Source organism: Pantoea sp. PNT03 (assembly GCF_014852515.1).
Classification (GTDB): domain Bacteria; phylum Pseudomonadota; class Gammaproteobacteria; order Enterobacterales; family Enterobacteriaceae; genus Pantoea; species Pantoea leporis.
Genome location: NZ_JACVBT010000008.1, coordinates 48947 through 74195 on the forward strand (window position 1 = coordinate 48947; position 25249 = coordinate 74195).

Below are 25249 nucleotides of genomic sequence, written 5' to 3' on the forward strand. Positions count from 1 at the left end.
GATGGTCATGACGGAACTGGCACCACGGGAAAAACTGATGTTAATGGGCGCTGAAGTGTTGAGTGATGCTGAGCTGCTGGCGATTTTTTTGCGTACCGGTATCAGCGGCACCAGCGTGCTGCTGTTGGCGCATCAGATGTTGAACGAGTTTGGTTCGCTCTATCGCATTATGACGGCCAGCAAAGAGGAACTCGGGCAGATTAAAGGCGTGGGCAGCGCCAAAATGACGCAGCTTTATGCCATCGCGGAACTGGGAAGGCGATTTTTTGCCAGCCAGCTGGCGCGGGAAAACGTGATGGAGAATCCGCAGGTGACGCGCCATTACCTGCAAAGCGTGCTGGCGCATCAGGAGCGCGAAGTGTTTATGGCGCTGTTCCTCGATAATCAGCACCGCGTGTTGCAGGCGCAGAAGATGTTTTCCGGCTCGATTGCCAGCGTGGAAGTTCACCCGCGCGAAATCGTGCGCGAAGCGCTGAAACTTAACGCGGCGGCGGTGATTCTGGCGCACAATCATCCGTCGGGAATCGCTGAACCCAGTCGCGCCGACCGCGATATTACCGGAAAAGTCGGGCAAGCGTGCGCGCTGCTCAATATCCGTTTACTTGATCATTTGGTGATCGGTCACGGCGAGTTTACCTCTTTCGCCGAGCGCGGTTGGTTGTAATTCATCGATTCAACTGAACAGAAATAGGGCATTTTTGCGCGATCCAGAGGGATCTTTATCTGTTCGGGACTTGAGCACTCGGGCTGAGCGGCGTATACTACGCCACCTTTGAGAATCTCGGGTTTGGCGTTTGGGCCAGCTTAGCGGGTTCACATGGAACTCGCCTGGGCGGGCTAAGGCCTGACGAGGCGGCCAAAACCTAGTTTTTAAAGCTCGAGCTGATTTGATTTTTGGAGAATAGAAATGTCACGAGTCTGCCAGGTAACTGGAAAGCGTCCGGTAACGGGTAACAACCGTTCCCACGCAATGAACGCGACGAAACGCCGTTTCCTGCCGAACCTGCACTCTCACCGTTTCTGGGTTGAGAGCGAAAAGCGCTTCGTTACTCTGCGTGTATCTGCTAAAGGTATGCGTGTTATTGATAAAAAGGGCATCGATACGGTTCTGACCGAAATCCGCGCCCGTGGTGAGAAGTACTAAGGAACTGAATCATGGCTAAAGGTATTCGTGAGAAGATCAAGCTGGTTTCCTCTGCTGGTACAGGTCACTTCTATACCACCACGAAGAACAAACGTACTAAACCAGAGAAATTAGAACTGAAAAAGTTCGATCCGGTTGTACGTCAGCACGTGATCTACAAAGAAGCTAAAATTAAGTAATTTTAGTGTTCTGTGAAAAACCCGGCTTCGGCCGGGTTTTTTGTTTCTGCGATTCGTTGAGGAGATGAGATGCCTGAATTACCTGAGGTAGAAACCAGTCGTCGCGGTATCGAACCCCACATGGTGGGTGCCACGATTCTGCATGCGGTGGTGCGCAATTCACGTTTGCGCTGGCCGGTCTCGCATGAAATCCACGCGCTGAGCGACCAACCCGTATTGAGCGTGCAGCGTCGCGCTAAATATCTGCTGCTCGAACTACCGCATGGCTGGATCATCATTCACCTCGGCATGTCCGGCAGTCTGCGCGTGCTACCCGGCGAACAACCGGCCGCCAAACATGACCATGTCGATTTAGTGATGAGCAACGGCAAAGTGTTGCGCTACACCGATCCACGTCGCTTTGGCGCCTGGCTGTGGAGCAATGACCTCGCAGGCAGCAGCGTGCTGGCCCATCTCGGTCCGGAACCGCTCAGCAGCGAATTTGATGGTGCCTATCTGTTTGAAAAGTCACGCGGCAAACGCACCGTGATTAAACAGTGGCTGATGGATAACAAAGTGGTGGTGGGCGTCGGAAACATCTACGCCAGCGAATCGCTGTTTACTGCCGGGATCTTGCCCGATCGTTCGGCAATGAGTTTGAGTCAGGAAGAGGTCGAGCTGCTGGTTAACACCATCAAAGCGGTGTTGTTACGCTCGATTGAGCAGGGCGGCACCACGCTGCGTGATTTCCTGCAAACGGACGGTAAACCCGGCTACTTCGCGCAGCAGTTGCAGGTTTATGGCCGCGCCGGCGAACCTTGCCGTGCCTGCGGTACGCCGATTGTCAGCGGCAAACATGGTCAGCGCAGCACCTTCTGGTGTCCACGCTGCCAGCACTGAGTTAAGGCTGCGCCAGTCGCGCCAGTAACGCCTTGTGCACAACGGCAGGCAGAAATGCCTGCACGTCACCGGCATGGCGCGCGACTTCTTTGACCAGCGAAGAAGAGACGAACGAGAAACCTTCTGACGGCATCAGAAACACGCTCTCCAGCGTGGGCAACAGATGACGATTCATCTGCGCCAGCTGCAGCTCATATTCGAAATCCGATACCGCACGCAATCCACGCACCAGCACATTGGCATTCTGCGCCTGAGCAAAGTTCGCCATCAGGTCGCTAAACCCGATCACCTCGACATTCGGCAGATGTGCCGTCACCTGACGCGCCATATCCACGCGCTCATCGAGACTAAACAGCGGCTTTTTACTCGGGCTGGCGGCAATCGCCACGACGATGCGGTCAAACATCCTCGCTGCACGCGTCACAATATCCAGATGACCCAACGTGAAGGGATCAAAGGTGCCGGGATAAATCGCTTTCGTACTCATACGCGACCTTGTGTTGAGGTGTGATGCAGCGCCCAGAGCGCCGAGTATTTGTTGAAAGTGTACTGCGCATTAACCACCGCCAGAATCCAGCCCTGTTTGCCATCGAGAAAACCCGCACGCAGCAGCAAGGTTTTAACGAATGCGCCGAGCGTGTGGCTAAAGATCGAGAACAAGCCGCAGCGTTTGCCGCGCTGGAAACGCTCATTTGCCCAGGCTTCGGCATAGTTCATCTGCTTACGCTGAAACGCCATCAGGTCACGACAGGTGAGATGTTGCAGATCGCCCGCCAGCTTCACCACCGGCGCACCCTGCGTCTCCAGTGATTCATGCACCAGATTGTCGTTGTAATTGAACTTGCGCGGATAGAGGCGCATAACGCGATCGGGATACCAGCCGCTGTGGCGCATAAAGCGGCCAAGAAACAGGTTGCTGCGACCGAGGCTGTAAACGTTGTCCGAGGCGGGCTGTGCGAGAACCTGCTCGATAGCGCGACGCAATTCGGGTGTAACGCGTTCGTCGGCATCGATCATCAAAATCATCTCGCCTTGCGCATGGGCCTGCGCGCGCTGGCGCTGCTTGCCAAATCCCTGCCAGCCTTCAGCCTGGAAAACCTGCGCGCCCTGTTCGCGAGCGACCTGCATCGTGTTGTCGCTGCTGCCGGAATCGAGCACCACAATCTCATCTGCCCAACTGACAGAAGCCAGCGCCTCCGGCAGCAGTTCAGCTTCGTTTTTGGCGATCATCACCACGGAGAGACGTTGGCGTTGCGACATGAATTAGTGAGCTCGCGGCGGTAAGTGAGGTTCGAGTAACTGTAGCAGACGCTGTAATGCGCCCTGATTTTGATGCAGCACTTCCACAGCATGACGGCCGTAATAGCGGCGATAATCGTCATCCTGCAGCAGGTTAGCGACTTCTTTCTGCAGCGATACCACGTCAGTAACGGTAATCAGCCCTTCGGCCTGCTGCAGCTTGGCGCAGATATCTTTGAAGTTCCAGATGTGCGGGCCCATCAGCACCGGAATGGCATGCGCTGCCGGCTCCAGCGGATTGTGGCCGCCGCGCTCAACCAGGCTGCCGCCAACAAAGGCGAGGTCGGCGATGCCGTACAGCATCATCAGTTCGCCCATGGTGTCGCCAATGACCACTTGCGTGGAGCTTGATGGAATTTCGCCGCTGCTGCGCAGGGTAAAGCTGAAGCCGCGTTTTTGCGTCAGGTCGCAGGCATCTTTGAAACGTTCCGGATGGCGCGGCACCAAAATCAGCAGCAGATCGGGGAACTGCTGCAGTAGACGTCGATGCGCATCGAGCACAATTGCCTCTTCGCCTTCGTGAGTGCTGGTGGCGATCCACACCGGACGACGCGACGCCCACTGACGACGCAGCGTGACCGCTTTTGCCGCCAGCTCTGGCGTTACGGAGATATCAAACTTGAGGCTGCCGGTAACGGTCAGATGCGAACGTTTCAGGCCAAGGCTGAGGAAACGGTCGCCATCTTCGGCGTTTTGCGCGGCAATCAGCGTGATGCGCTGCAGCAGGTCGCGCATAAAGCCGCCGAGTTTCTTGTAGCCTTTGGCCGAGCGCTCAGACAGGCGCGCGTTGGCAATCACCAGCGGAATCTTGCGCTGATGCAGAATACGGATAATGTTGGGCCACAGCTCGGTTTCCATGATGATCACCAGTCGCGGATCGACGGTATCGAGGAAACGGTTAATCGAACCTGGCAGATCGTAGGGCAGGTAAACGTGGTGTACATCTTTGCCAAACGCGGACTGCGCACGCTCGGAGCCGGTTGGCGTCATGGTGGTGACGGTAATCGGCAGCGTTGGATAGCGGTGGCGCAGCGCGCGCACCAGCGGCACTGCCGCCAGCGTTTCGCCGACGGAAACCGAGTGCAGCACAATGCCATGTGGCAGCACTTTTCCGCTGCAATAGCCGTAGCGTTCTGCCCAGCGTTTACGATAGGCCGGTGCTTTTCGACCGCGCAGCCACAGGCGCAACCAGATTAGTGGCTGAATCAGGTAGAGCAAGGCTGTGTATAGAGTCGTCATAGTTACCGTTACGACAGAATCGCGTCAAAAAACAGATGAAAGGCGGCATGTTATCAGAAATTAACCGCCTGCTCATACCACTTCGTCAGCTGGTCTGCAGCACTTGCTGATACAGCGAGGTCAGCGCTTGCGCCAGCCGCTGCGGACCATAAGGTTCAATTCTGCGACGTGCGGCTTCGCCCATGGCAGAATTGTGTGAAAGCGCCGGTGTTGCCATTACGGCTTCGTTTAACGCATTGATATCTAATGCATCGCAGACAAAACCTTCCTGACCCGCGGTGATAAACTCCGCGCCGCCGCAGCCGGTGCTGGTGATCACCGCCAGGCCGCAAGCCATCGCTTCCAGCACCACATTTGGGAAGGGATCATAAAGCGTGGGCAGCAGCAGCGCATCGGCTGCATGGTAGAACGGTTGCACGTCCTGCTGCACGCCGACGAAGCGTAAGCGATCAAGGCAATTGAGCTGGTTTGCCAGCTGCTGATAGCGCGACAGCTGCTTATCCTGGCCGACCACCACTAGATAGCGATCGCTTTTCGCCACCGCTTCAATCGCCGCTTTTAAGCCTTTGCGCTCAAAGCCCGAACCCACGTAAATCATCACCGTGGCATCCTGCGGCAGTTTGAGCTGCTGACGTGCCGCATGACGCAGCGCTTCGCTAGCTGGCTGGAAGCGTTGGCTATCAATCGCGTTGTGAATCACATGGATCTTGCTGGCATCGAGCCTGAAATGACGCAAAATATCCTGTTTTACCATCTCTGAGTTACAGATCACCGCTTTCAACGACGGCGCGTTGAACATATCGGCTTCTGCCTGTAACACATAACGATGATAAGGACTGAGGCGGGCGCTTAAGCGCTGCCACGGTGACACGATGCGCGCGCGCTGCTCCAGCCAGACGCGATGCACGCCATCACCCGCACGAAAGATATCGCAACCGGCGATGCGTTCGTGGCTTTGCACAATATCGAACTTTTCGCGTTCCCAGCATTCACGCGCGGCACGCGCAAAACCGCGCTCGCGCGAGATGCGACCGAATTTCGCTGGATTGCAGATGTGCAGATGCCAGGCCGGATTCGGCGTGCCCTGCCAGCTGCGAGTGATGATATTGAGATCGAGCTGCTCACTGTCCAGCGCTTCCAGCGCACGCGAGATAAAGCGTTCGGCGCCGCCGTCTGGGCGGTATTTCTGCCGGACAATCGCCAGGCGTAACTTACTCATGCAAAAAACTCCGGGCGGCAGCCACCACATCCTCAATGGGGATGGCAGAAAGATAGCGCTGTTGCGTGTTGGTATCGATGTCGTCTGGCGAGGGGAGCGGGCCATAATCACCGGCCCAGATCACGCGATTGTGATCGCCCCACGGACGCCAGTGTTGCAGCTTGGTGGGTCCAAACAGCGCAAGACACGGCGTTTCCAGCGCGGCGGCCATGTGCATTGGCGCAGAATCTACGCCGATAAACAGCTGTGCCGCGTCAATCAGCGCCGCCAGCTGCGGCAAGGATAATTCTCCCGCCAGCGACACCACGTTGTGGCTGCGACACAGCGATTGAATATTGGCGATCATTGCCATTTCTTTCTGGTCCGGCGCCGCCGTCAGTACCACGGTGCGGCCTTCGGCAGCGAGCGCATCAATTAGCTGTGCGACTTTTTCATCTTCCCAGCATTTGAACAGCCAGCGTGAAGTGGGTTGCAGCACAACAAACGGCATTTTCACCGCATGATGAGTCAGTACATCCTGCACTTTTTGTTGATCGGCTGTGCTGAAATGCATCGAGGCTTTTGCGCCGGCGGCGCTGATGCCCAGCGGCTTCAGCGCGGCCATATTCTGTTCAACCGTATGCAGCTGATGATGATCTTCCGTACTGACCAGATGGTTATGCATCCAGCGCCATAAGGCGTTATCACGTTTGCGGAAGGCAAAACCGATACGCACCGGCGCGCCAGAGAATCCGGTAATGATAGCGCTGCGCCACTGATCGGCGAGGTTAATCACCAGGTCATAATGGCACGCGCGCACCGCGGAAAGCAGGGCCATTTCATGCCGGAATTTCTGCCAGCCGCCTTCCTTCTTCCAGTTGCGATCAATGATGTGCAACTGGCGAATGGCCGGGTGCGCCTCCAGCATTGGACGGGTTTCTTTGTAGAGCAGAACGTCGATGTTCGCCTGAGGATAGCGTTGGCGCAGCGCGTTTATCGCGGGCGTGGTCAGCAGCATGTCGCCGTGATGACGCAGCTTGATCAGCAGAATATTTTTCGGTGCAAATTGGTCTGGAATCGGGCTTGCCATACTCAAATGATCTCAGAATTCAGTCAGCTGATTGTAAGGCAAACCCCAAAGGCGTGAAAGCCGGACGCGGCGCTTATTTCTTGCGCCAGCGGTAAATCCGGCTTAGCCACAGCAGCAGTTGATACCATTGCTTTATACCGCGCGCGTTACGCAGCATGCGCCGGTGAGTTTGCGTAGCGAACAGATCGGCAATCATCGCCTGACGTGCGCTCTCTTCGGGTTCGCGTCGGATACAGTGGCAGACGCTGAGCGCCTCATGCGTAATCTGGTAGTGAAATGCCGGGTAGATTTTTACCTTATGACGGTAGCGTGCATTGAGCTCTTCCAGCAACTGCGCGATTCTCAGGTAGTGACGCTGATATTCCACATTACGCTGGCCGGTGCGCTTACGGTTGCTGATGGAAGCATCATGCATGTAGTAGCAGTACAACACTTTATCGGTGTAACGCACACGTTGCGCGTTGAGCATGAACTCGGTGGTCCATGGAATGTCCTGATGATGCAGGCCGGGTTCAAAGTAGAGTTTGAGCTGTTCGATCAACTCTCGGCGGTAAATGCCCAGCCAAACCACATGCATGTAGCGATGCGTTTGCAGCGCCTTATTAAGCCACTCAGGGCCGCTCAGTACCTCGGTGCTGGTGAGGCGATCGAGCGGAATCAGCGGTTTTACTTGCTGGCTGGCTTTGAAAAACCATTCCGCGTTGCACTGTGCGGCATCCAGGTTGTCGCGCTCCGCCATCTCAACCAGCGTTTGATACATCGCGGCATCCATGGTGTCGTCAGCATCCGGAAACGAAACGTACTTACCGCGCGCCACCGCTAAGCCCGCATTACGCGCGCGCGATACGCCACCATTGGTCTGATGGATAACACGAACATGGGGATGCTGCTGCGCATAAGCATCAGCACGCTCCCCCGAACCGTCAGTGGAACCATCGTCGACAATGATAATTTCCAGTGAGGTGAGAGTTTGAGCCAGTAGCGAATTCATAAACGTCTCAAACATCACACCAGCGTTGAACAGGGGCGTGATGACCGAGAGCACAGGGATAGTTTGCGACATTGTTCATCTAATAATTTACAAATTTATTACATCAATTATTAGTAGGGAATTCAGAACTTTTTGCACATTAATGGTCAAAAGCCTTTTGTTCCCTGGTTTTCCGCATTTTTTTTGAGTTTGTCTTAGTGGATAAGCGAGACAACGCTCCTCAATCTGGGCATCAGCATGAAAAATATTCTCGTGATTAGGCGCGATAACATTGGCGACATGGTGTGTACCACCCCGCTACTGGAAGGGTTAAAACGGGCCTTTCCCGAGGCAAAACTGACCTTGTTGGTAAACAAAGTTGCTGAGGATGTGGTGAGCCATAATCCGCATGTTGATCGCCTGTATGTTTACAAGAAAGCCAAGCACCGCGCTAAAAATGAAACCACGCTGTGTGTCTATTGGCAGCGAATAAAGGTCATGCTGGCGCTGCGTAAAACGCGCTTTGATGCGACCATTCTGGCGAATCCTGTGCCGTGTAAATACAGTCTGCGATTGGCGAAAATGGCCGGTGCAGGGAATGTGATTGGCGCGGCTCAGAATGACGCACAGCTTGATCATCCGTTCCAGAAAAGTGATTTCCACGGCGAGCATCAGGTTGAACACACCTACTCTTATCTCTCTGCGCTAACCAGCACGCCGCCTGCTATACCCGCTGTGAATCTCTATCTCTCCACCAGCGAACGTGAAGCAGCTGGCAAACGCATCAGCGCTTTGTTCCCCTCATTGGGCAAGGTTTATGGCGTGCACATCAGTAGTCGCAGCCCAAAGCGCCGCTGGCCGGCGGAATCCTATGCGGCTTTTATCAATAAGCTGCTGGAAGATGAGCAGGCGCGCGTGCTGGTATTCTGGTCGCCGCAGGGAACGCTCGATCTCAATGATAAAGGCGATGCAGCACGCACCGATGAGCTGATGCAGTTGGTCAATTCGCCGCGGGTGGCGCGCTATCCCACCGCATCTGTGCGCGAACTGGTGGCGGGTTTTGATCGCTGTGAGCAGATTCTGTGTAGCGATGGCGGGCAGATGCATCTTGCCGCCGGGCTGCACAAAAAGCAGGTGGTGTTTTTTGGTGATACCAATGCCAGCCGGTGGCATCCGTGGTCAGGGGAATATCGGATCATGCAGACCGCTTCGGGCGAATGTCAGGATGTCTCGCCAGAAGCAGTATGGGAAGCATGGCAGCAACTCAGCGTTAAGCCTGTTGCAGTTTGAAGTTGTCGTGATACTCCGACAGTGTCTGTCCGACGAAGCGGGGGGCTAACCAGCTAAACAACGCTTCTAAATCTTCGTACAGTCGCTCGATATCCTGTTGGTTTTTGAACGTTGGACTGCCGTCAGGCATAAATTCTGAGCTGTGCAGCATAAACTCGGCGTAATCCTGGCCTTCGGCCAGCGACATTTCAACCACGCGTTTCATGTCAGCCAGATTCCCGCCTGATGGACGTAACCAATAAACGGCAGGACTCTTTTGTTTGCCGCGTAAGCGGTACAGACCCTGTTTGACCGTATTCATCAGCGGTGAATACTTGTATTGAATGCTCATGGGGATTTCGAGCAGCGAGGAGCGACCGCTGCGTGAGATGTCGTCAGGATCGATAAAATAAGGTTTATGCGGGAAGTGAGTGTAGTTCGTGCCGCCTTTCCCCTGCGGCGCACCACGGGTGAAGGCCCAGTTAACGCGCGGTGTGACGGAGCAGTCTACCTTATAGCCCAGTTCAGTTAAGATCGCCGCATAGCGCTCATCAAAAGCCCAGCGTCCGGCACGATGGCTGAGCATTTTTGTCTGGAACTTCTCCTCCAGCAGATCAGTCATATAAGCAACTTTATCCCGCAGTACTGAATCGGGATATTCAATCAGAAAAGGTTGCCAGCGCCAGTCATCATCGGTGAGTGGCGCTTCCGGTGGGCTGTTCCAGGCGTGAAGATGCATGCCAATTTCGCCCTGCTTGCGTGCAATCACATCTTTGCCGAATTCGACAAAAGCAGGATCCGTTGCCATTTCATAGTTGGTTAGCCAGGTAGGTTTAAAACCATAGCGCTCACATAAAGCCTGAAAGCGTGGCAAATAGCCGGTATTTTCAGTGGTGATGGAGCGATGATTGCGCCAAAGGTTGTCGCCTTCGGTGTCTATGGTAATAAGGAAAGCATGCCGGATCATGTTTGCCGCCTGAGGCCAATAAAATCGCAATGTTACGCTGTGCTTTTCAGTGACGCAAAACTAATTGCTGCGGATGCTTAAAGCGAAAATAGCGCCGTGAAAAATCGGATTTGCTAGCAGACTGCGTTAAGATTCACGCGGCATTATTTAGGCAAACAGAGTTTTAAAATCAGACAGGTGGAGCATTTTGTCAAAGCGCATACTGATGGTGATTGATGGTTTACCGGGCGGTGGAGCCGAAAAAGTCGTGCTGACGTTGGTGACCGGTATGCTTGAGCTGGGACATCGGGTGTCGCTGTTTTCGCTGCGCAAAGTATGCGATTACCCTTTGCCTGACGGCGTTGATTATCAGGTCATCCAGGATACGAATCGTCAGCCCTGGCGCAAGCTGACCGAATTAACGCGTCGCGCCAGATTGCTGGATGACGCTGTTCTGCGGGCGGAGCAGATCGCCGGTAAGTACGATTTAGTGGTATCTCATTTACACAAAACCGATCGTATTGTGCGCCGTTGTCGGACGCTCTTGCCTCGTAAAACCTGGTTTTGTCTACACGGTGTATTCTCCGCCTCCTATCTGGGCCATCGTGCGGGACTATCGCGCTGGTTAAAAGCACGCAAAATTCACCGTGTTTATCAGGCACGCAACGTGATTGGCGTCTCTGCTGCGGTGGTGGAAGACCTAAAGACTGCTTTTGCGGTTACGCCGGCGCGCGAGGCCGTGATTGGTAATCCGTTCGATATCGAAGATATTAAGCAACGTGCAGCCGAGCCGGCTGATGTGCCGCCGCAGGGATTTCTGGTGCATGTGGGGCGATTTCACGAAACCAAACGTCATGATCGCTTGTTGCAAGCCTATGCACTGAGCAACATACCGCTGCCGCTGGTGTTATTAGGCCAGGGATCACCGCAGCGTAAAGCTGCGCTGCAGACGCTGGCCCAGCAGTTGGGTATTGCGGATCGCGTCATCTTTCAGGGATTTACGCTCAATCCTTATGCGTGGATTAGCCGGGCAACAATGCTGATAGTCAGCTCGGACAGCGAAGGTTTTGGTAATGTCCTGATTGAAGCGATGCTGTGCGGTACGCCGGTGGTGAGTACGCGCTGTCCGGGTGGGCCAGCTTCGTTACTACAAGGCGATTTGGCGCGCGGACTGGCGGATTTAACACCTGAATCACTGGCAGAAAAGATGCTGGAGATTTATCAGTCCCCACCTCAACTCCATGCTGATGAGTTCGCTGCTTTTGATACCAAGGTCATTTGCCAGCGCTATCTGGCGCTGGCCGAATAATCATAAAAGGGAGCATTGCTCCCTTTTATGAGTGTTTAATCCCAGCTCAACACCACTTTGCCGGATCTTCCCGAGCGCATCTCATCAAAGCCCTGCTGGAACTCATCGATGTGATAGCGATGGGTGATGATAGGGGTGAGATCGAGGCCGGACTGAATTAGCGCCGCCATCTTGTACCAGGTTTCGAACATCTCGCGGCCGTAGATGCCCTTGATGAACAAGCCTTTAAAGATCACCTGATTCCAGTCGATGGACATCTCGCCCGGCGGAATGCCCAGCAGCGCGATGCGGCCGCCGTGGTTCATTACCTCCAGCAAGGTGCGGAACGCCGGTGGCGCACCAGACATCTCCAGACCGACATCAAAACCTTCGGTCATGCCGAGTTCGGCCATCACATCACGCAGATTTTCCTGCGCCACGTTGACGGCGCGCGTTACGCCCATTTTGCGCGCCAGATCGAGGCGATAGTCGTTGATGTCGGTGATCACCACATGGCGCGCGCCGACGTGCTTGCACACCGCCGCCGCCATGATGCCAATCGGCCCGGCACCGGAGATCAGCACATCTTCGCCCACCAGATCGAACGAAAGCGCAGTGTGCACCGCATTGCCAAAGGGATCGAAAATCGCCGCCAGTTCGTCAGAAATGTTGTCGGGAATTTTGAAGGCATTAAACGCCGGAATCACCAGATATTCGGCAAAGCAGCCCTGACGATTGACGCCAACGCCTACCGTATTGCGGCACAGATGCGTGCGTCCAGCGCGGCAGTTGCGGCAATGGCCGCAGGTGATGTGGCCTTCACCGGAAACACGATCGCCAACGGCAAAGCCCTTAACTTCCTGGCCCATTCCCACCACTTCACCCACATATTCGTGGCCGGTGATCATCGGCACCGGAATGGTTTTGCGCGACCAGTCATCCCAGTTGTAGATGTGCACGTCGGTGCCGCAGATAGCGGTTTTACGAATCTTAATCAGTAGGTCGTTATGGCCGGGTTCAGGTATTGGCGCGTCCTTGACCATCCAAATGCCTTCTTCAGCTTTTAATTTGGCGAGTGCTTTCATTTCCCTGCTCCTGAAATAACGCCCAGCTGTTGACCAATACGGGTGAAGGCCGCCACGGCGTGCTCCAGCTGCGCCTGCGTATGTCCGGCAGAGATCTGCGTGCGGATACGTGCCTGACCTTGCGGTACCACCGGATAGAAGAAACCTGTGACGTAGATTCCTTCCTGCTGCAACAGGCTGGCAAATTGCTGCGCCACTTTGGCATCGCCCAGCATCACGGGGATGATGGCGTGATCGGCGCCGGCCAGGGTGAAGCCTGCGGCAGTCATCTTTTCGCGGAAGAAGCGGGCATTTTCCCACAGACGCTGGCGTAAACCGTCACCTTCACTCAGCAGCTCCAGCACGCGCAGCGAGGCAGCCACAATCGCGGGTGCCAGCGAGTTGGAGAACAGATACGGACGCGAGCGCTGACGCAGCCACTCAACCACTTCTCTTTTCGCCGCCACGTAGCCGCCCGATGCGCCACCCAGCGCTTTACCCAGCGTGCCGGTCAGAATGTCGACGCGATCCATCACGCCGCAATATTCGTGCGTGCCGCGTCCGGCAGAACCCACAAAGCCCACCGCATGGGAATCATCGACCATCACCAGCGCATCGAATTCATCGGCCAGATCGCAAATGCCCTGCAGATTGGCAATCACCCCATCCATCGAGAACACGCCATCGGTGGCAATCAGGATGTGGCGCGCGCCTTTGTCGCGTGCTTCCTGTAAACGCGCACGCAGCTCACTCATGTCATTATTGGCGTAACGATAGCGCTGCGCTTTACACAAACGCACGCCATCAATGATCGATGCGTGATTAAGGGCATCTGAAATAATCGCGTCTTCGGCGCTGAGCAGCGTTTCAAACAGGCCGCCGTTGGCATCAAAGCAGGACGAGAACAGAATCGCGTCTTCCATGCCGAGGAACGCGGCCAGCTTGTGTTCCAGCTGCTGGTGGATGTCCTGCGTGCCGCAGATAAAGCGCACCGAGGCCATGCCAAAACCGTGCGTATCCATGCCGTCTTTCGCCGCCTGGATCAATGCCGGATGATTAGCTAAACCCAAATAGTTATTGGTGCAGAAGTTGATGACGGGCGGGCTGTTAGCAACGTTGATTTCTGCCTGCTGCGCCGACGTGATGGTGCGTTCTTGTTTGAACAATCCGTCCTGACGTGTTGTCTCAAGTTGTTGACGAATTTGCGAATAAAACTGACTGGACATGATTATGCTCCTCAGATAGCAAATATTTGGCACATATTACTGATCGAAAAGCGAATCAACGACATTTCAGCCATCAATATCTCGGTTTTGCAGCATAGTTCACGCTGCGAACAGGATTTGTGCAGCGCATACGGCGTCATCTGGCTGCCTGCGTCTGGCTGAAATGTTATGATGATAGGCATTCGTGGGTGAAACCTCCTGTTTCCCCCCAACTCTTTAAAGGCAAAGCATATGATTATCGTAACCGGTGGCGCTGGCATGATTGGCAGCAACATTGTTAAAGCGCTGAACGACCGCGGTCTGACCGACATTTTGGTGGTGGATAATCTGAAGGATGGCACCAAGTTCGTGAATCTGGCGGATCTCGACATCGCCGATTACATGGATAAAGAGGAATTCCTCAGCTACATCATGTCTGGCGAAGATCTCGGCCCCATCGAAGCCGTGTTCCATGAAGGTGCGTGTTCCGCAACCACCGAGTGGGATGGCAAGTACATGATGGATAACAACTATCAGTACTCCAAAGATCTGCTGCACTTCTGCCTCGAGCGCGAAATCCCGTTCCTCTACGCCTCATCTGCTGCCACTTACGGCGGCCGCAACGAGAACTTCATCGAAGAGCGCCAGTACGAGCAGCCGCTGAATGTGTACGGCTACTCAAAAATGCTGTTCGATCACTACGTGCGCCAGATTCTGCCTGAAGCAGACTCACCGGTGTGCGGCTTCCGTTACTTCAACGTGTACGGTCCGCGTGAAGGCCACAAAGGCGGCATGGCGAGCGTCGCGTTCCACCTCAATACGCAAATTAGCAACGGTGAAAATCCAAAACTGTTCGAAGGCAGCGACGATTTCCGCCGCGACTTCATCCATGTTGATGACGTGGTTGCGGTAAATCTGTGGTGCTGGGAAAACGGCGTTTCCGGTATCTACAACTGCGGAACAGGCCGTGCTGAATCTTTCCAGGAAGTGGCGGATGCGGTGCTGAACTTCCATCAGAAAGGCCAGATTGAATACATTCCGTTCCCGGACAAGCTGAAAGGCCGTTATCAGGCGTTTACCCAAGCCGATCTCACCAATCTGCGTGCAGCCGGTTACGACAAGCCGTTCAAAACCGTTGCGCAAGGCGTGGGCGAATACATGGCCTGGCTGAACCGTAACGTATAAGGAAACCGGCAGCAGCGATGAAAATTCTGGTTATTGGCCCATCATGGGTCGGCGATATGATGATGTCGCAAAGTCTCTATCGCACGCTCAAGGCTGAGCATCCTGATGCGGTGATCGACGTGATGGCGCCGGCCTGGTGCCGCCCATTGTTGTCGCGTATGCCGGAAGTGAATCAGGCGCTGGCGATGCCGCTCGGCCACGGCGCATTGGCGCTGGGCGAGCGTCGTCGTTTGGGGAAAACCCTGCAGGCCAGCGGCTATGACCGCGCCTATGTGCTGCCGAACTCCTTTAAATCTGCGCTGGTGCCGTTTTTCGCCGGGATCAAACGTCGCACCGGCTGGCGCGGCGAGATGCGCTATGGCGTGTTAAATGATGTCCGCGTGCTGGACAAAGCGGCCTTTCCGTTGATGGTTGAGCGCTATGTGGCGCTCGGCTATGACAAACCGGTTGCTTCCGCGCAGCAGCTGCCGCAGCCGTTGCTGTGGCCGCAATTGCGCGTCGATGACGATGAAAAGCGGATGACGGCGGCGCAATTTGCGCTGTCAGCCGATCGTCCAGTGATTGGATTTTGTCCGGGCGCAGAGTTTGGCCCGGCGAAGCGCTGGCCGCATTATCATTATGCCGCGTTGGCAGAGCAGCTGATTGGCGAAGGTTATCAGGTGGTGCTGTTCGGTTCGGCGAAAGATCGTGAAACCGGCGACACCATTGTGCAGACGCTGTCAGAAGCGGCGCGTGCGCACTGTAAAAATCTGGCGGGTGAAACGCAACTTGAGCAAGCCGTGATTCTGCTGGCGAACTGTGCGGCAGTGGTCAGTAACGATTCCGGCCTGATGCATATCGCTGCGGCGCTTAATCGTCCGCTGGTGGCGCTGTATGGCCCAAGCAGCCCGGACTTCACTCCGCCGTTGTCTCAGCAGGCGCGCATTATTCGTTTGATCACCGGCTATCACAAAGTCCGCAAAGGTGATGCCGAACAAGGTTATCACCAGAGCCTGATTGATATTCAGCCAGCGCGCGTCCATCAGGAACTGAGCGCGCTGTTGCATCCGGTGCAGGAGTAAAGATGCACGTTTTGATTGTTAAAACCTCCTCGATGGGAGACGTGCTGCATACCTTGCCAGCGCTCACGGATGCGATGCAGGCGATTCCAGGCATCAAGTTTGATTGGGTGGTTGAAGAAAACTTCGCTCAAATCCCCGCCTGGCATCCGGCGGTGGATAAAGTAATGCCGGTGGCGATTCGCCGCTGGCGCAAGCACTGGTTCGGTAGCCAGCAGCGTGAAGAGCGTGTGCAATTTAAGCGTGAGCTGCAATCGCGTCAGTATGATGTGGTGCTGGATGCACAAGGTTTGATCAAAAGCGCCGCGCTGGTAACGCGCCTGGCAAAAGGCGAGAAGCACGGGCAGGACAGCCGCAGCGCACGCGAACCTTTCGCCAGCTGGTGGTATGACAAACGCCATGAAATCAACAAGCAACAGCATGCTGTCGAACGTACGCGCGAGCTGTTTGCCAAAAGTCTCGGCTATGAAAAGCCTGCAACGCAGGGCGACTACGCGATTGCCGGCCATTTCCGCTCTACGCTGCCCAATGACACGCAGCCTTATCTGGTGTTTCTGCATGCTACCACGCGTGATAACAAACATTGGCCGGAGTCACACTGGCGTGCGCTGATTGAGTTAGTTCAGCCAACAGGATTGCGCGTGAAATTGCCGTGGGGCGCAGAGCATGAACATCAACGCGCACAGCGTCTGGCCGAAGGCTTCGACCATGTTGAGGTATTGCTTAAGTTAACGCTGGAGCAGGTAGCGCAAGAATTAGCTGGCGCGCGCGCGGTGGTGTCGGTAGATACCGGTTTAAGTCATCTGACGGCAGCGCTGGATCGTCCGAATATCACGCTATTTGGTCCCACCGATCCGGGATTGATTGGCGGATATGGCAAGAATCAGCATGAATTAAAAGCAAGCGATGGTACCATGCAGGCAATTACGGCCGAGATGGTTATGGAAAAATTGAAGGAACTGCTCTGAATGACCTCAATTTTTAAACAAATCTATCGTTATACTCATGCAAGGGCATTGAGACATAACGAAAACTTGTGGCCCCATATTAAGATTCGCCGAGCCAAAACCGATAATATTCAGCGGCTAAGCTACTGGGGAAAGCAAGTTAAGATTGAGGATCTCATCGCATTGCGTGCCACGATAACGGGAGATGTGACAATCCTGGCTACTGGCCCTTCGGTTAAATCATTAGACATTGAGAAACTTGCCAGCACCACATTCGTGGGCGTTAATGGCGCCTATAATCTGCGCGATAGAATTACCTTTGCATATTATGTCATCGTCGATCGGGGATTTATCGATAAAAGATTCGATCTTGTCACTGATATTATTAATGACGAAAAGCTGGTTCTGTTTACAACCGTGCACTGCTTCAATGATATCTTGCAGCGCGCTGATTTACGGGACGTTAAGTGCCGCCTGGCAATTATTGAAGATCTCAGCTTTAAAGTATTCAGAGGTATCGTTCGCCCTGAAGAGTATGCCCTCAATTATCAGGGGAAAATGGGGATTTCTCTCTCTGAAACGCCATTCATCTCTGGTTTTTCCTGGGATATTTGTCAGGGGGTTTTCGATGCCGGCACGGTTGCTTATTGGGCCTTGCAGATATCCGTCTGGCTGGGTGCCAGTCGTATTTTATTAGCTGGCGTTGATATGAATAATTTTTCAGCGCCGCGCTTTTATGAAAGCGACAATGATAAGCTTCCAAGCCTACTTGAATCTAACTTTAGCGCGGTTATTAAACCCGCCTTTATCCATGCAAGCCGGGAATTAGAACGAGCGGGGATTAAAGCGTATAACCTTTCATTAGAAAGTGCTCTTGATGAGAATATTTTTGAGAAGGCTACACCAGAAGCTATTTTTTAAAATAGATCACAACCTGAAATCTATTTATTCTTTTTTATTTTTCTAATTTATAAAAAACTATACCAGGCTTCACATTAAAACCTGGTATATATTATCAATTTAACGTTTTCAACACTGCGTTATAGACCTGTTCCACATTGATTTTCCGCATAGGAAATTGTGGGTCATCATTTTCCTCAGGCTCAATACGGATTATCTGGTGAATATCCAGATCCTGATAAGGTCCAGTATGGCGAGGATTGGCACCCACATACAGACTTACCGTCGGCGTTTGCGCGGTAACAGCAATATGTAATGGTCCCGTATCGCCCGTTATCAATACATCAATTCGCTTAATAAGCTGAAGCAGTTCGGGCAGACGCGTTTTGCCAATATATGAAGTGACCCGATGATGATACTTTTCTGGCAGTAGTGCAAAGAAGGCGCTTTCGATCGGGCGATCCTGGCCGGCTCCAGTCAGAACCAAAGTGGATTCTGGACTGTGGCTAAAAATACGCTCTGCCAATTGTGCAAAGTGTTCCACGGGCCAGCGACGGTTATCACCTGATGCGCCCATTTGAAAACCGACAATGGTAGAGCTTTCCTGCTGGTGACCATCATCAACTTTTATAGGAAATTCCATGCGGATATCAGTGGTGTCACAGCCTAATGAACCAATAAGATTTAGTTTACGTTGAATAATGTGTGATTCTGCTCGCGGTGAGTAGAGATCAAGCCAATGATTAAATACAGGATTATCGCTACCGAAATTATCTCTAACCAGATATTTTGAGCCGCTTAACCGCGCGCAAAGAATATCGTAGCCTAAGCTGGAGTGCAGTAGCAGCGTTAGATCAGGTTTGAAGCGGCGTAGTTTCCTGATCAGATTAGGCGCACGGACAATTTTATTGTCCCAAATAGCCACTTGATCAAACCATTCGCTGTCTTCAACCAGATCGCGGTTTTTATCGCTGGAAACCAGCATGATTTTGGCGGATGGATAACGGCGCTTAATCGCTTTTATTGCTGGTGTGTTAAACAGCAGGTCACCTAATGCCGTCGTCGAAAAAATAACGATGCGCTCGAACTCATGGGTCGCGCTCAGCGGGGACTTATTTCTGTCGATTTGGCTCAGTTTAGCGTGCAGACTCAGCACGGAGTTAATTAGATTTATTTTCCAACGCTTTTTCATTAATACGGCTTACCCTAGAGAATCTGACTATTCGACAGCCATAGCAAAAAATAATTTCGCCATTATAACGAAAAAAACATCAGCCCCGTATAGAGGCTAACGTTAAGGCCGGTTTGCACTTTGACTTAATTTAGAACAAAGACTCTAAATGCTTGAACAATGGGCTTTGCGCAATGCTTTCACTGATCAACTCAACGGCATAGTGCTGCGGCACGGGCGGCAACGGTTTGCCCGGCTTACACACGCCTGGCGCACGGAAGCGTGGCGGCTGCGTTTTGGATGGCGGCGAAGCCGCACCCTGATGCAGCGGCTCATTCAGCAACTGGCTTGGCCGCACTAGCGTGATATCGGCTGGCAATGTCGGCAGCATCTGCTGCAGTACGCGCACCGTCGTCGGATGCGGATGACCAATCGCAATGGCATAACCATCGCGCTGCGCAAGTTTCACCGCGCGGGTAAACTGCGCGCGGATTGAAGCCTCATCCTGACTATCATCAAGGAACACGCGGCGTTTCAGGACCTTAACGTTGGTACCTTGCGCGGCTAGGATCGACTGACTATTGCCAATCGTCATGCTATCGAGAAAGTAATAGTTGTAGTGATTGAGCACCTGCATCACTTTCTGCATGCCGGGCAGGCTGGAGGTCATTTTGCTGCCCATATGGTTATTCAGGCCAACCGCAAAAGGCACTTTGCCGCTGGCTTCTCGAATAATCCGCTCGATTTCCGTGCTGCTCATCTCGGGCGTCAGCGTGTCTTTCTCCAGCGGCTGTTTGCTAAGCGGTGCCATCGGCAGGTGGATCAGCACTTCGCGACCACCCTGATGCGCTTTGGTGGCCATCTCACGCGCATGGGGCGCATTCGGCAGGACCGCAACGGAAATCGCGGTGGGCATCTGCAGCACTTTATTCTCTTCTTTTGGCCGATAACCAAAGTCATCGATCACGATAGAGAGTTTTCCCGCATGGGCGGAAAGTGACAGAAACAGGCCGCACAGGGCGGCCGAGAGCTTAGAGGGTTGAAACAAAACTTATCTTCCTAACCACGGTAGTGGATTGACAGCCTGTCCCTGGCGTCGGATTTCAAAGTAGAGCGAAGGCGTGCCGCGGCCGCCGCTGGTGCCCACAAGGGCGATAGGCTGTCCTGCCTTCACCTGAGCACCCACGCTCACCAGTGCGCTTTGGTTGTAGCCATAAAGGCTCATATCACCTTTACCGTGTTCCAGAACGACAACCAGACCATAGCCTTGCAGCCAGTCGGCCATCAATACGCGTCCATCAGCGATGGCTTTCACTTCGGTACCTTCTGGCGCATCGACGACCAGACCTTTCCAGCGCAATTCGCCCTGCATCGATTCACCGAAGCGATGTTCAATACGTCCCCGTACCGGCCAAACCGCTTGCCCGCCGGGCTTGCCTAATCCGCCGGTACGCGCCATCAGCTCGCGCTCACTCTGCGTTGGCTGATAACTTGATCCTTTGGCTTTCGCCTGCGCCTGACGCTGACGCACTTTTTCCGCCTCGCGCGCTTCGCGTTCCGCACGTTCGCGTGCTTCACGCTCTGCCTTAGCGATTTTGCTTTGCAGGCGGCTTTCGTTCTCACGCATTTCAACCAGGTCCGCCTGATCTTTCTCCAGCGAGCTTTCCAGTATGGTGAGCGTTTTCTTACGCGCCGCGCTGGCGACTTCCAGCTTGCTTTGCTGCGTTTGCTGCTGGGCCAACAACGATTTTTGCTGCTCCTGTTTGCCCTGCAATGATTGACGCTGTTCCGCTAATTGCTGCTGGGTTTGTTTGAGATCGTCGATGTTTTTCTGGCGTGCGGCGTTGAGATAGCCGAAATAGGCAAGAATGCGCTCACTGCGCTGGGCTTCTTCGCCTCCGAGCAGCAACTGCAGACCATTATGCTGTCCCTGACGGAAGGCGGCATCAAGCTGTTGTGCCAGCAGTTTTTCCTGCTGTGCTTGCTGCTTTTCCAGCCGCGAGATAGAAGAGGTGACCTGCGCGATTTCACCCTCAAGCGTGCTGAGGCTGTTACGCGTTTCGCGCAGCTGACGGCTGGCCTGCGCAATCACTTTTTCCTGGCTTTGCAGCTGATCCAACAACTTACTGCGCTGCACTTTCTGCGCTTTAACGCTCTTTTCTTTCTCGGCAATGTCCTGCTGAATGGACTTCAACTGCGTTTTACTGTCATCCGCACTGCGTGCAGCGGCAGGAAGTAATAATGTGCCCGCCAGAAGCAGACTCAGGGAGATTTCGGACCAGCGAAATGACAACGGAAGCGCAGTGCCGTTGTAACGGGTCCTTGTGTATGTAACGGTCGCTTTTCCCTTCATAGTCGATAATTATTCCACGATGAACAGCCGCTTACCAGTTAGCCCGGCCGGGTTTTACTTTACTAAAAATGTCTGTACCGAGCTTACCGGCATAAACTTTGTCTTAATTTTGGGATTAGAACACTTTTTTTGGAAAATGACGCACAAATCGTAACTCTGTCCCCTTAGCGACTGTACATGCGAAGTGGCGCAGGTATACTCAGAACCCTTGTTTTAGCTTATCAGCCCGGTTTGGAGTCGTTACCCCTCATGCAAGAAATTATGCAGTTTGCAAGCAATCACCCCATCCTCAGTCTGGCATGGGTCGCTTTACTCGTTCTCGTGATTGTGACCACCGTTAAAGGTATGTTCTCTAAAGTAAAAACTATCAGCCGTGGTGAAGCTACCCACCTGATAAACAAAGAGGACGCGGTGGTGGTAGACGTGCGTTCACGTGACGATTACCGCAAAGGACACATTTCTGGGGCTATCAACGTAGCGGCAGCAGACATCAAAAAAGAGAGCTTTGGCGAGCTGGAAAAGCACAAGTCACAGCACATAATTGTAGTTTGCGCGACCGGTCAAAGTGCGGGTGAATCTGCAGCGAAATTGAGCGCAGCGGGTTTTGAAAAAGTCTCCGTTCTGAAAGATGGCGTGAGCGGCTGGAGTGGTGAAAATCTGCCACTGGTGCGCGGTAAATAACTTCTCAGAGGTAACCGTATGGCGAATGTAGAGATCTACACCAAAGTCACTTGTCCTTATTGCCACCGTGCAAAGGCGTTGTTGGATCAGAAAGGCGTGTCGTTCCAGGAGATTCCCATTGACGGGAACGCGGCGAAACGTGAAGAGATGATTCAACGCAGCGGCCGCACTACGGTGCCACAGATTTTTATTGATGCGCAGCACATTGGCGGCTGTGACGATCTTTACGCGCTGGATGGGCGTCAGGGACTTGATCCTTTACTCCAGGCATAACTTTTCGGTCAGACAATTTTAACTCACAGGATTTAGTCACATGTCAGAGCAAAGCAGCAGCGAAATGCAGTTCCAGATTCAACGTGTTTACACCAAAGATGTTTCTTACGAAGCGCCAAACGCACCGCAGGTTTTCCAGAAAGAGTGGGAACCGGAAGTGAAGCTGGATCTGGACACCGCCTCTTCTCAGTTAGCTGATGGCGTTTTTGAAGTCGTTCTGCGCGTTACCGTAACGGCAACCGTTGGCGAAGAAACCGCATTCCTGTGTGAAGTACAGCAGGCGGGCATTTTCACCATTAGCGGTATCGAAGGCACGCAGATGGCGCATTGCCTCGGCGCGTACTGCCCGAACATTCTGTTCCCGTATGCACGCGAATGCGTAACCAGCCTTGTGTCTCGTGGTACTTTCCCGCAGCTCAACCTGGCGCCAGTGAACTTCGATGCGCTGTTCATGAACTATCTGCAGCAGCAAGGTGAAGGCGAAGCGCCACATCAGGATGCCTGATGACTACACTCAACGCTTCAATTAGCGTCATCGGTGCCGGCTCGTACGGCACCGCATTGGCCATCACGCTGGCCCGCAACGGCCATCCGGTTCTGCTCTGGGGCCACAATCCTCAAAGCGTGGCGCAGCTGCAAGCTGACCGCTGCAATGCTGCTTTCCTGCCCGATGTCCCTTTCCCTGATAATCTCGTTCCTGAAGCCGATCTGGCAACCGTGGTTAACGCCAGTCGCGATCTGCTGGTCGTCGTGCCGAGCCATGTATTTGGCGACGTGCTGACGCAGCTTAAGCCGCATTTGCGTGCCGATTCGCGGATTGTCTGGGCGACTAAGGGGCTGGAAAAAGAGACCGGCCGGTTGCTGCAGGATGTGGCGCGTGAAATCCTCGGCGATGCGATTCCACTCGCGGTGATTTCCGGACCCACCTTTGCCAAAGAGCTGGCAGCCGGCATGCCAACGGCCATCGCACTGGCATCCACCGATGCGGAGTTCGCTGAAGACCTGCAGCAGAAGCTGCACTGCGGCAAAAGTTTCCGCGTCTACAATAATCAGGATTTCATCGGCGTGCAGTTAGGCGGCGCGGTGAAGAACGTGATTGCGATTGGTGCGGGGATTTCTGACGGCATTGGCTTTGGTGCCAACGCGCGTACCGCCTTGATCACTCGCGGCCTGACGGAAATGAGCCGTCTTGGCGCAGCGCTGGGCGCCGATGCCACCACCTTTATGGGCATGGCCGGTTTAGGCGATCTGGTGCTGACCTGTACCGATAATCAGTCGCGCAACCGTCGTTTCGGCATGATGCTGGGGCAAGGCGAGAGCGTAGACGAGGCGCAACGCATTATCGGACAAGTTGTAGAAGGCTACAGAAACACCAAAGAAGTCAAAGCATTGGCCGCGCGCGTCGGCGTAGAAATGCCGATTACCGAGCAGATTTATCAGGTGCTCTATTGCGGAAAATCAGCGCGAGAGGCAGCATTGACCTTACTTGGCCGTGCAAGGAAGGACGAAAACAGCCAAAGCTAAAGCAGGATGCGCCAGCGTCACCACCTGTAGCGCCCCATCAGGCGCTTTTTTTATCGGGAGCAAACAGCAATGTCGTCTGAAGAGTTAGAACTGGTCTGGAACCATATCAAAGCCGAAGCCAGAGCCCTGGCCGACTGTGAACCGATGCTGGCCAGCTTTTACCATGCGACACTGCTCAAACACGAAAACCTCGGCAGCGCGCTCAGCTACATGCTCGCTAACAAGCTGGCGAACCCGATCATGCCCGCTATCGCTATTCGCGAAATCGTGGAAGAAGCCTATCGTGAAGACCCGGAGATGATTGTCTCTGCGGCCTACGATATTCAGGCTGTACGCCAGCGCGATCCCGCCGTTGATAAATACTCTACGCCGCTGCTTTACCTCAAAGGTTTCCACGCCTTGCAGGCCTATCGCATCGGCCATTGGCTGTGGAAAGAGGGCCGCCGCGCGCTGGCTGTCTATCTGCAGAACGAAATCTCCGTCTCATTTGCCGTGGATATTCACCCGGCGGCGCGCATTGGTCGCGGCATCATGCTTGACCATGCCACCGGCATTGTCATCGGCGAAACGGCAATCATTGAAAATGATGTTTCTATTCTGCAATCGGTGACGCTCGGCGGTACCGGTAAAACCAGCGGCGATCGCCATCCGAAGATCCGTGAAGGTGTGATGATTGGCGCCGGCGCCAAGATTCTGGGCAACATTGAAGTGGGGCGCGGCGCAAAAATCGGAGCCGGTTCGGTTGTCCTGCAGCCTGTACCGCCGCATACCACGGCGGCCGGCGTACCAGCGCGCATTGTCGGTAAACCGACCAGCGATAAACCCTCGATGGATATGGATCAGCACTTCAACGGCGCAGGCTTTGAGTACGGCGACGGCATCTAACCTTTGATCAGTGCGCCAGCATAATCGAGTTGGCGCCACGCTTCATACACCACCACTGATACTGCATTAGACAGGTTCATGCTGCGGCTCTCCGCCATCATCGGAATGCGGATTTTCTGCTCAGCGGGTAGCGCGTTGAGAATTTCTGCGGGTAAACCGCGACTCTCCGGACCAAACACCAAATAATCACCCTTCTGATATCTCACCGCGCTGTGCGCCGGCGTTCCTTTGGTGGTGAGGGCGAACATGCGCTGTGGCGTTTCTGTTGCCAGAAATTCTGCGTAATTGGCGTGTTTTTTCAAGGCGGTATATTCGTGGTAATCCAGCCCGGCGCGGCGCAGGCGCTTGTCATCCCAGGCAAAGCCCAGCGGTTCAATCAGGTGTAACTGGAAACCGGTATTTGCGCACAAGCGAATGATGTTGCCGGTATTTGGCGGAATTTCAGGTTCGAATAAGACAATGTTTAGCATAAGGCCCCCAGAAACGAGGGCCGAAGCATAAC

General features: G+C 54.0%; 28 protein-coding genes. 15 read left to right on the forward strand and 13 right to left on the reverse strand.

Annotated elements, in window-relative coordinates:
* The first annotated feature begins 7 nt into the window (after window positions 1–7).
* The 4 genes from radC (at window position 8) to mutM (ending at window position 2202) form a co-directional block, all read left to right on the forward strand.
* A complete protein-coding gene (gene radC, locus IB226_RS22230; RefSeq protein WP_101760688.1) occupies window positions 8–664 on the forward strand; it encodes a DNA repair protein RadC in 657 nt (218 codons plus the stop codon).
* 243 nt (window positions 665–907) lie between these two features.
* Window positions 908–1144 carry a 50S ribosomal protein L28 gene (gene rpmB, locus IB226_RS22235; protein WP_007885297.1) on the forward strand — a complete coding sequence of 79 codons (237 nt, stop codon included), beginning with the start codon at window positions 908–910 and terminating at the stop codon, window positions 1142–1144.
* Window positions 1145–1155: 11 nt separating this feature from the next.
* Window positions 1156–1323 (forward strand): 50S ribosomal protein L33, encoded by a 168-nt coding sequence (gene rpmG, locus IB226_RS22240; protein ID WP_001051798.1) that lies wholly within the window; start codon window positions 1156–1158, stop codon window positions 1321–1323.
* A gap of 69 nt (window positions 1324–1392) precedes the next feature.
* Entirely contained in the window at window positions 1393–2202 is an 810-nt protein-coding gene (gene mutM / locus IB226_RS22245) for a bifunctional DNA-formamidopyrimidine glycosylase/DNA-(apurinic or apyrimidinic site) lyase (protein WP_110868214.1), read from the forward strand.
* Window position 2203: 1 nt separating this feature from the next.
* On the opposite strand, the gene coaD is transcribed toward mutM, so the two are convergent.
* The 6 genes from coaD to IB226_RS22275 form a co-directional block, all read right to left on the reverse strand.
* Window positions 2204–2689: a pantetheine-phosphate adenylyltransferase gene (gene coaD / locus IB226_RS22250; protein ID WP_101760686.1), complete on the reverse strand. Its 486-nt coding sequence runs from the start codon at window positions 2687–2689 to the stop codon at window positions 2204–2206.
* Entirely contained in the window at window positions 2686–3462 is a 777-nt protein-coding gene (locus tag IB226_RS22255) for a glycosyltransferase family 2 protein (protein ID WP_101760685.1), read from the reverse strand. Before IB226_RS22255 ends, coaD begins: the two co-directional genes overlap by 4 nt.
* Before the next feature lie 3 nt (window positions 3463–3465).
* A complete protein-coding gene (gene waaA, locus IB226_RS22260) occupies window positions 3466–4740 on the reverse strand; it encodes a lipid IV(A) 3-deoxy-D-manno-octulosonic acid transferase (RefSeq protein WP_007885304.1) in 1275 nt (424 codons plus the stop codon).
* An 85-nt stretch (window positions 4741–4825) separates the two neighbouring features.
* Window positions 4826–5959, reverse strand: a complete 1134-nt coding sequence (locus IB226_RS22265) for a glycosyltransferase family 4 protein (RefSeq protein WP_192237020.1) — start codon at window positions 5957–5959, stop codon at window positions 4826–4828.
* Window positions 5952–7028: a putative lipopolysaccharide heptosyltransferase III gene (gene rfaQ / locus IB226_RS22270; protein WP_192237021.1), complete on the reverse strand. Its 1077-nt coding sequence runs from the start codon at window positions 7026–7028 to the stop codon at window positions 5952–5954. Before rfaQ ends, IB226_RS22265 begins: the two co-directional genes overlap by 8 nt.
* A gap of 73 nt (window positions 7029–7101) precedes the next feature.
* Window positions 7102–8091 carry a glycosyltransferase gene (locus tag IB226_RS22275; protein WP_192237022.1) on the reverse strand — a complete coding sequence of 330 codons (990 nt, stop codon included), beginning with the start codon at window positions 8089–8091 and terminating at the stop codon, window positions 7102–7104.
* Window positions 8092–8256: 165 nt separating this feature from the next.
* Here IB226_RS22275 and IB226_RS22280 point away from each other — a divergent pair, with 165 nt between their 5' ends.
* Window positions 8257–9288, forward strand: a complete 1032-nt coding sequence (locus IB226_RS22280; protein WP_192237023.1) for a glycosyltransferase family 9 protein — start codon at window positions 8257–8259, stop codon at window positions 9286–9288.
* On the opposite strand, the gene IB226_RS22285 is transcribed toward IB226_RS22280, so the two are convergent.
* Window positions 9269–10234, reverse strand: a complete 966-nt coding sequence (locus tag IB226_RS22285; RefSeq protein ID WP_192237024.1) for a polysaccharide deacetylase family protein — start codon at window positions 10232–10234, stop codon at window positions 9269–9271. The genes IB226_RS22280 and IB226_RS22285 overlap by 20 nt on opposite strands.
* 205 nt (window positions 10235–10439) lie before the next feature.
* On the opposite strand from IB226_RS22285, the gene IB226_RS22290 reads away from it, so the two are divergent.
* On the forward strand, window positions 10440–11522 hold the full coding sequence (locus tag IB226_RS22290) for a glycosyltransferase (RefSeq protein ID WP_192237051.1): 1083 nt from the start codon (window positions 10440–10442) through the stop codon (window positions 11520–11522).
* Window positions 11523–11557: 35 nt separating this feature from the next.
* On the opposite strand, the gene tdh is transcribed toward IB226_RS22290, so the two are convergent.
* Together tdh and IB226_RS22300 are read right to left on the reverse strand one after the other, a co-directional pair.
* A complete protein-coding gene (gene tdh / locus IB226_RS22295) occupies window positions 11558–12586 on the reverse strand; it encodes an L-threonine 3-dehydrogenase (protein WP_101760674.1) in 1029 nt (342 codons plus the stop codon).
* A complete protein-coding gene (locus tag IB226_RS22300; RefSeq protein WP_192237025.1) occupies window positions 12583–13791 on the reverse strand; it encodes a glycine C-acetyltransferase in 1209 nt (402 codons plus the stop codon). The genes tdh and IB226_RS22300 overlap by 4 nt, the downstream gene beginning before the upstream one ends.
* Before the next feature lie 231 nt (window positions 13792–14022).
* Between IB226_RS22300 and rfaD the strand changes: the two genes are divergently transcribed.
* From rfaD to IB226_RS22320, 4 genes are read left to right on the forward strand one after another with little or no spacing between them, the layout of a single operon-like run.
* Entirely contained in the window at window positions 14023–14955 is a 933-nt protein-coding gene (gene rfaD, locus IB226_RS22305) for an ADP-glyceromanno-heptose 6-epimerase (protein ID WP_101760676.1), read from the forward strand.
* Window positions 14956–14972: 17 nt separating this feature from the next.
* Complete coding sequence (gene rfaF, locus IB226_RS22310) at window positions 14973–16016, forward strand: ADP-heptose--LPS heptosyltransferase RfaF (RefSeq protein WP_192237026.1); 1044 nt, start codon at window positions 14973–14975, stop codon at window positions 16014–16016.
* A gap of 2 nt (window positions 16017–16018) precedes the next feature.
* Window positions 16019–16981: a lipopolysaccharide heptosyltransferase RfaC gene (rfaC, locus tag IB226_RS22315; RefSeq protein WP_192237027.1), complete on the forward strand. Its 963-nt coding sequence runs from the start codon at window positions 16019–16021 to the stop codon at window positions 16979–16981.
* On the forward strand, window positions 16982–17881 hold the full coding sequence (locus IB226_RS22320) for a sugar glycosyltransferase (protein WP_110868202.1): 900 nt from the start codon (window positions 16982–16984) through the stop codon (window positions 17879–17881).
* Between the two features lie 94 nt (window positions 17882–17975).
* Here the strand turns inward: IB226_RS22320 and IB226_RS22325 are convergent, their stop codons facing one another.
* From IB226_RS22325 to envC, 3 genes are all read right to left on the reverse strand, one after another.
* On the reverse strand, window positions 17976–19052 hold the full coding sequence (locus IB226_RS22325; RefSeq protein ID WP_110868201.1) for a glycosyltransferase family 9 protein: 1077 nt from the start codon (window positions 19050–19052) through the stop codon (window positions 17976–17978).
* A 130-nt stretch (window positions 19053–19182) separates the two neighbouring features.
* A complete protein-coding gene (locus IB226_RS22330) occupies window positions 19183–20079 on the reverse strand; it encodes a divergent polysaccharide deacetylase family protein (protein WP_192237028.1) in 897 nt (298 codons plus the stop codon).
* A gap of 3 nt (window positions 20080–20082) precedes the next feature.
* On the reverse strand, window positions 20083–21384 hold the full coding sequence (envC, locus tag IB226_RS22335) for a murein hydrolase activator EnvC (protein WP_192237029.1): 1302 nt from the start codon (window positions 21382–21384) through the stop codon (window positions 20083–20085).
* Window positions 21385–21633: 249 nt separating this feature from the next.
* Between envC and IB226_RS22340 the strand changes: the two genes are divergently transcribed.
* The 5 genes from IB226_RS22340 (at window position 21634) to cysE (ending at window position 24747) form a co-directional block, all read left to right on the forward strand.
* Entirely contained in the window at window positions 21634–22065 is a 432-nt protein-coding gene (locus IB226_RS22340) for a rhodanese-like domain-containing protein (protein ID WP_008109709.1), read from the forward strand.
* Between the two features lie 18 nt (window positions 22066–22083).
* On the forward strand, window positions 22084–22338 hold the full coding sequence (gene grxC, locus IB226_RS22345) for a glutaredoxin 3 (protein ID WP_007885328.1): 255 nt from the start codon (window positions 22084–22086) through the stop codon (window positions 22336–22338).
* Between the two features lie 40 nt (window positions 22339–22378).
* The gene (gene secB / locus IB226_RS22350) at window positions 22379–22843 is read left to right on the forward strand and encodes a protein-export chaperone SecB (protein ID WP_101760668.1); all 465 of its coding nucleotides are present in this window, start codon (window positions 22379–22381) and stop codon (window positions 22841–22843) included.
* Window positions 22843–23862, forward strand: a complete 1020-nt coding sequence (gene gpsA, locus IB226_RS22355; RefSeq protein WP_101760667.1) for an NAD(P)H-dependent glycerol-3-phosphate dehydrogenase — start codon at window positions 22843–22845, stop codon at window positions 23860–23862. The genes secB and gpsA overlap by 1 nt, the downstream gene beginning before the upstream one ends.
* A 69-nt stretch (window positions 23863–23931) precedes the next feature.
* On the forward strand, window positions 23932–24747 hold the full coding sequence (gene cysE / locus IB226_RS22360; RefSeq protein WP_007885334.1) for a serine O-acetyltransferase: 816 nt from the start codon (window positions 23932–23934) through the stop codon (window positions 24745–24747).
* Here cysE and trmL read toward each other — a convergent pair.
* Window positions 24744–25217: a tRNA (uridine(34)/cytosine(34)/5-carboxymethylaminomethyluridine(34)-2'-O)-methyltransferase TrmL gene (gene trmL / locus IB226_RS22365; protein ID WP_192237030.1), complete on the reverse strand. Its 474-nt coding sequence runs from the start codon at window positions 25215–25217 to the stop codon at window positions 24744–24746. The two genes, cysE and trmL, sit on opposite strands and share 4 nt — an antisense overlap.
* Window positions 25218–25249: the final 32 nt, after the last annotated feature.

What these genes read in the sequence shown, in the direction of transcription:
- IB226_RS22340 (WP_008109709.1), top strand. Translation starts at nt 21,634, where the DNA reads ATGCAAGAAATTATGCAGTTTGCAAGCAATCACCCCATCCTCAGTCTG.
- rfaD (WP_101760676.1), top strand. Translation starts at nt 14,023, where the DNA reads ATGATTATCGTAACCGGTGGCGCTGGCATGATTGGCAGCAACATTGTT.
- envC (WP_192237029.1), bottom strand. Translation starts at nt 21,384, where the DNA reads ATGAAGGGAAAAGCGACCGTTACATACACAAGGACCCGTTACAACGGC.
- IB226_RS22320 (WP_110868202.1), top strand. Translation starts at nt 16,982, where the DNA reads ATGACCTCAATTTTTAAACAAATCTATCGTTATACTCATGCAAGGGCA.
- IB226_RS22275 (WP_192237022.1), bottom strand. Translation starts at nt 8,091, where the DNA reads ATGTCGCAAACTATCCCTGTGCTCTCGGTCATCACGCCCCTGTTCAAC.
- waaA (WP_007885304.1), bottom strand. Translation starts at nt 4,740, where the DNA reads ATGACGACTCTATACACAGCCTTGCTCTACCTGATTCAGCCACTAATC.
- IB226_RS22280 (WP_192237023.1), top strand. Translation starts at nt 8,257, where the DNA reads ATGAAAAATATTCTCGTGATTAGGCGCGATAACATTGGCGACATGGTG.
- rpmB (WP_007885297.1), top strand. Translation starts at nt 908, where the DNA reads ATGTCACGAGTCTGCCAGGTAACTGGAAAGCGTCCGGTAACGGGTAAC.
- IB226_RS22290 (WP_192237051.1), top strand. Translation starts at nt 10,440, where the DNA reads ATGGTGATTGATGGTTTACCGGGCGGTGGAGCCGAAAAAGTCGTGCTG.
- rfaC (WP_192237027.1), top strand. Translation starts at nt 16,019, where the DNA reads ATGCACGTTTTGATTGTTAAAACCTCCTCGATGGGAGACGTGCTGCAT.
- IB226_RS22255 (WP_101760685.1), bottom strand. Translation starts at nt 3,462, where the DNA reads ATGTCGCAACGCCAACGTCTCTCCGTGGTGATGATCGCCAAAAACGAA.
- coaD (WP_101760686.1), bottom strand. Translation starts at nt 2,689, where the DNA reads ATGAGTACGAAAGCGATTTATCCCGGCACCTTTGATCCCTTCACGTTG.
- rfaQ (WP_192237021.1), bottom strand. Translation starts at nt 7,028, where the DNA reads ATGGCAAGCCCGATTCCAGACCAATTTGCACCGAAAAATATTCTGCTG.
- trmL (WP_192237030.1), bottom strand. Translation starts at nt 25,217, where the DNA reads ATGCTAAACATTGTCTTATTCGAACCTGAAATTCCGCCAAATACCGGC.
- radC (WP_101760688.1), top strand. Translation starts at nt 8, where the DNA reads ATGACGGAACTGGCACCACGGGAAAAACTGATGTTAATGGGCGCTGAA.
- secB (WP_101760668.1), top strand. Translation starts at nt 22,379, where the DNA reads ATGTCAGAGCAAAGCAGCAGCGAAATGCAGTTCCAGATTCAACGTGTT.
- tdh (WP_101760674.1), bottom strand. Translation starts at nt 12,586, where the DNA reads ATGAAAGCACTCGCCAAATTAAAAGCTGAAGAAGGCATTTGGATGGTC.
- IB226_RS22285 (WP_192237024.1), bottom strand. Translation starts at nt 10,234, where the DNA reads ATGATCCGGCATGCTTTCCTTATTACCATAGACACCGAAGGCGACAAC.
- mutM (WP_110868214.1), top strand. Translation starts at nt 1,393, where the DNA reads ATGCCTGAATTACCTGAGGTAGAAACCAGTCGTCGCGGTATCGAACCC.
- IB226_RS22300 (WP_192237025.1), bottom strand. Translation starts at nt 13,791, where the DNA reads ATGTCCAGTCAGTTTTATTCGCAAATTCGTCAACAACTTGAGACAACA.
- gpsA (WP_101760667.1), top strand. Translation starts at nt 22,843, where the DNA reads ATGACTACACTCAACGCTTCAATTAGCGTCATCGGTGCCGGCTCGTAC.
- rfaF (WP_192237026.1), top strand. Translation starts at nt 14,973, where the DNA reads ATGAAAATTCTGGTTATTGGCCCATCATGGGTCGGCGATATGATGATG.
- IB226_RS22325 (WP_110868201.1), bottom strand. Translation starts at nt 19,052, where the DNA reads ATGAAAAAGCGTTGGAAAATAAATCTAATTAACTCCGTGCTGAGTCTG.
- IB226_RS22265 (WP_192237020.1), bottom strand. Translation starts at nt 5,959, where the DNA reads ATGAGTAAGTTACGCCTGGCGATTGTCCGGCAGAAATACCGCCCAGAC.
- cysE (WP_007885334.1), top strand. Translation starts at nt 23,932, where the DNA reads ATGTCGTCTGAAGAGTTAGAACTGGTCTGGAACCATATCAAAGCCGAA.
- rpmG (WP_001051798.1), top strand. Translation starts at nt 1,156, where the DNA reads ATGGCTAAAGGTATTCGTGAGAAGATCAAGCTGGTTTCCTCTGCTGGT.
- grxC (WP_007885328.1), top strand. Translation starts at nt 22,084, where the DNA reads ATGGCGAATGTAGAGATCTACACCAAAGTCACTTGTCCTTATTGCCAC.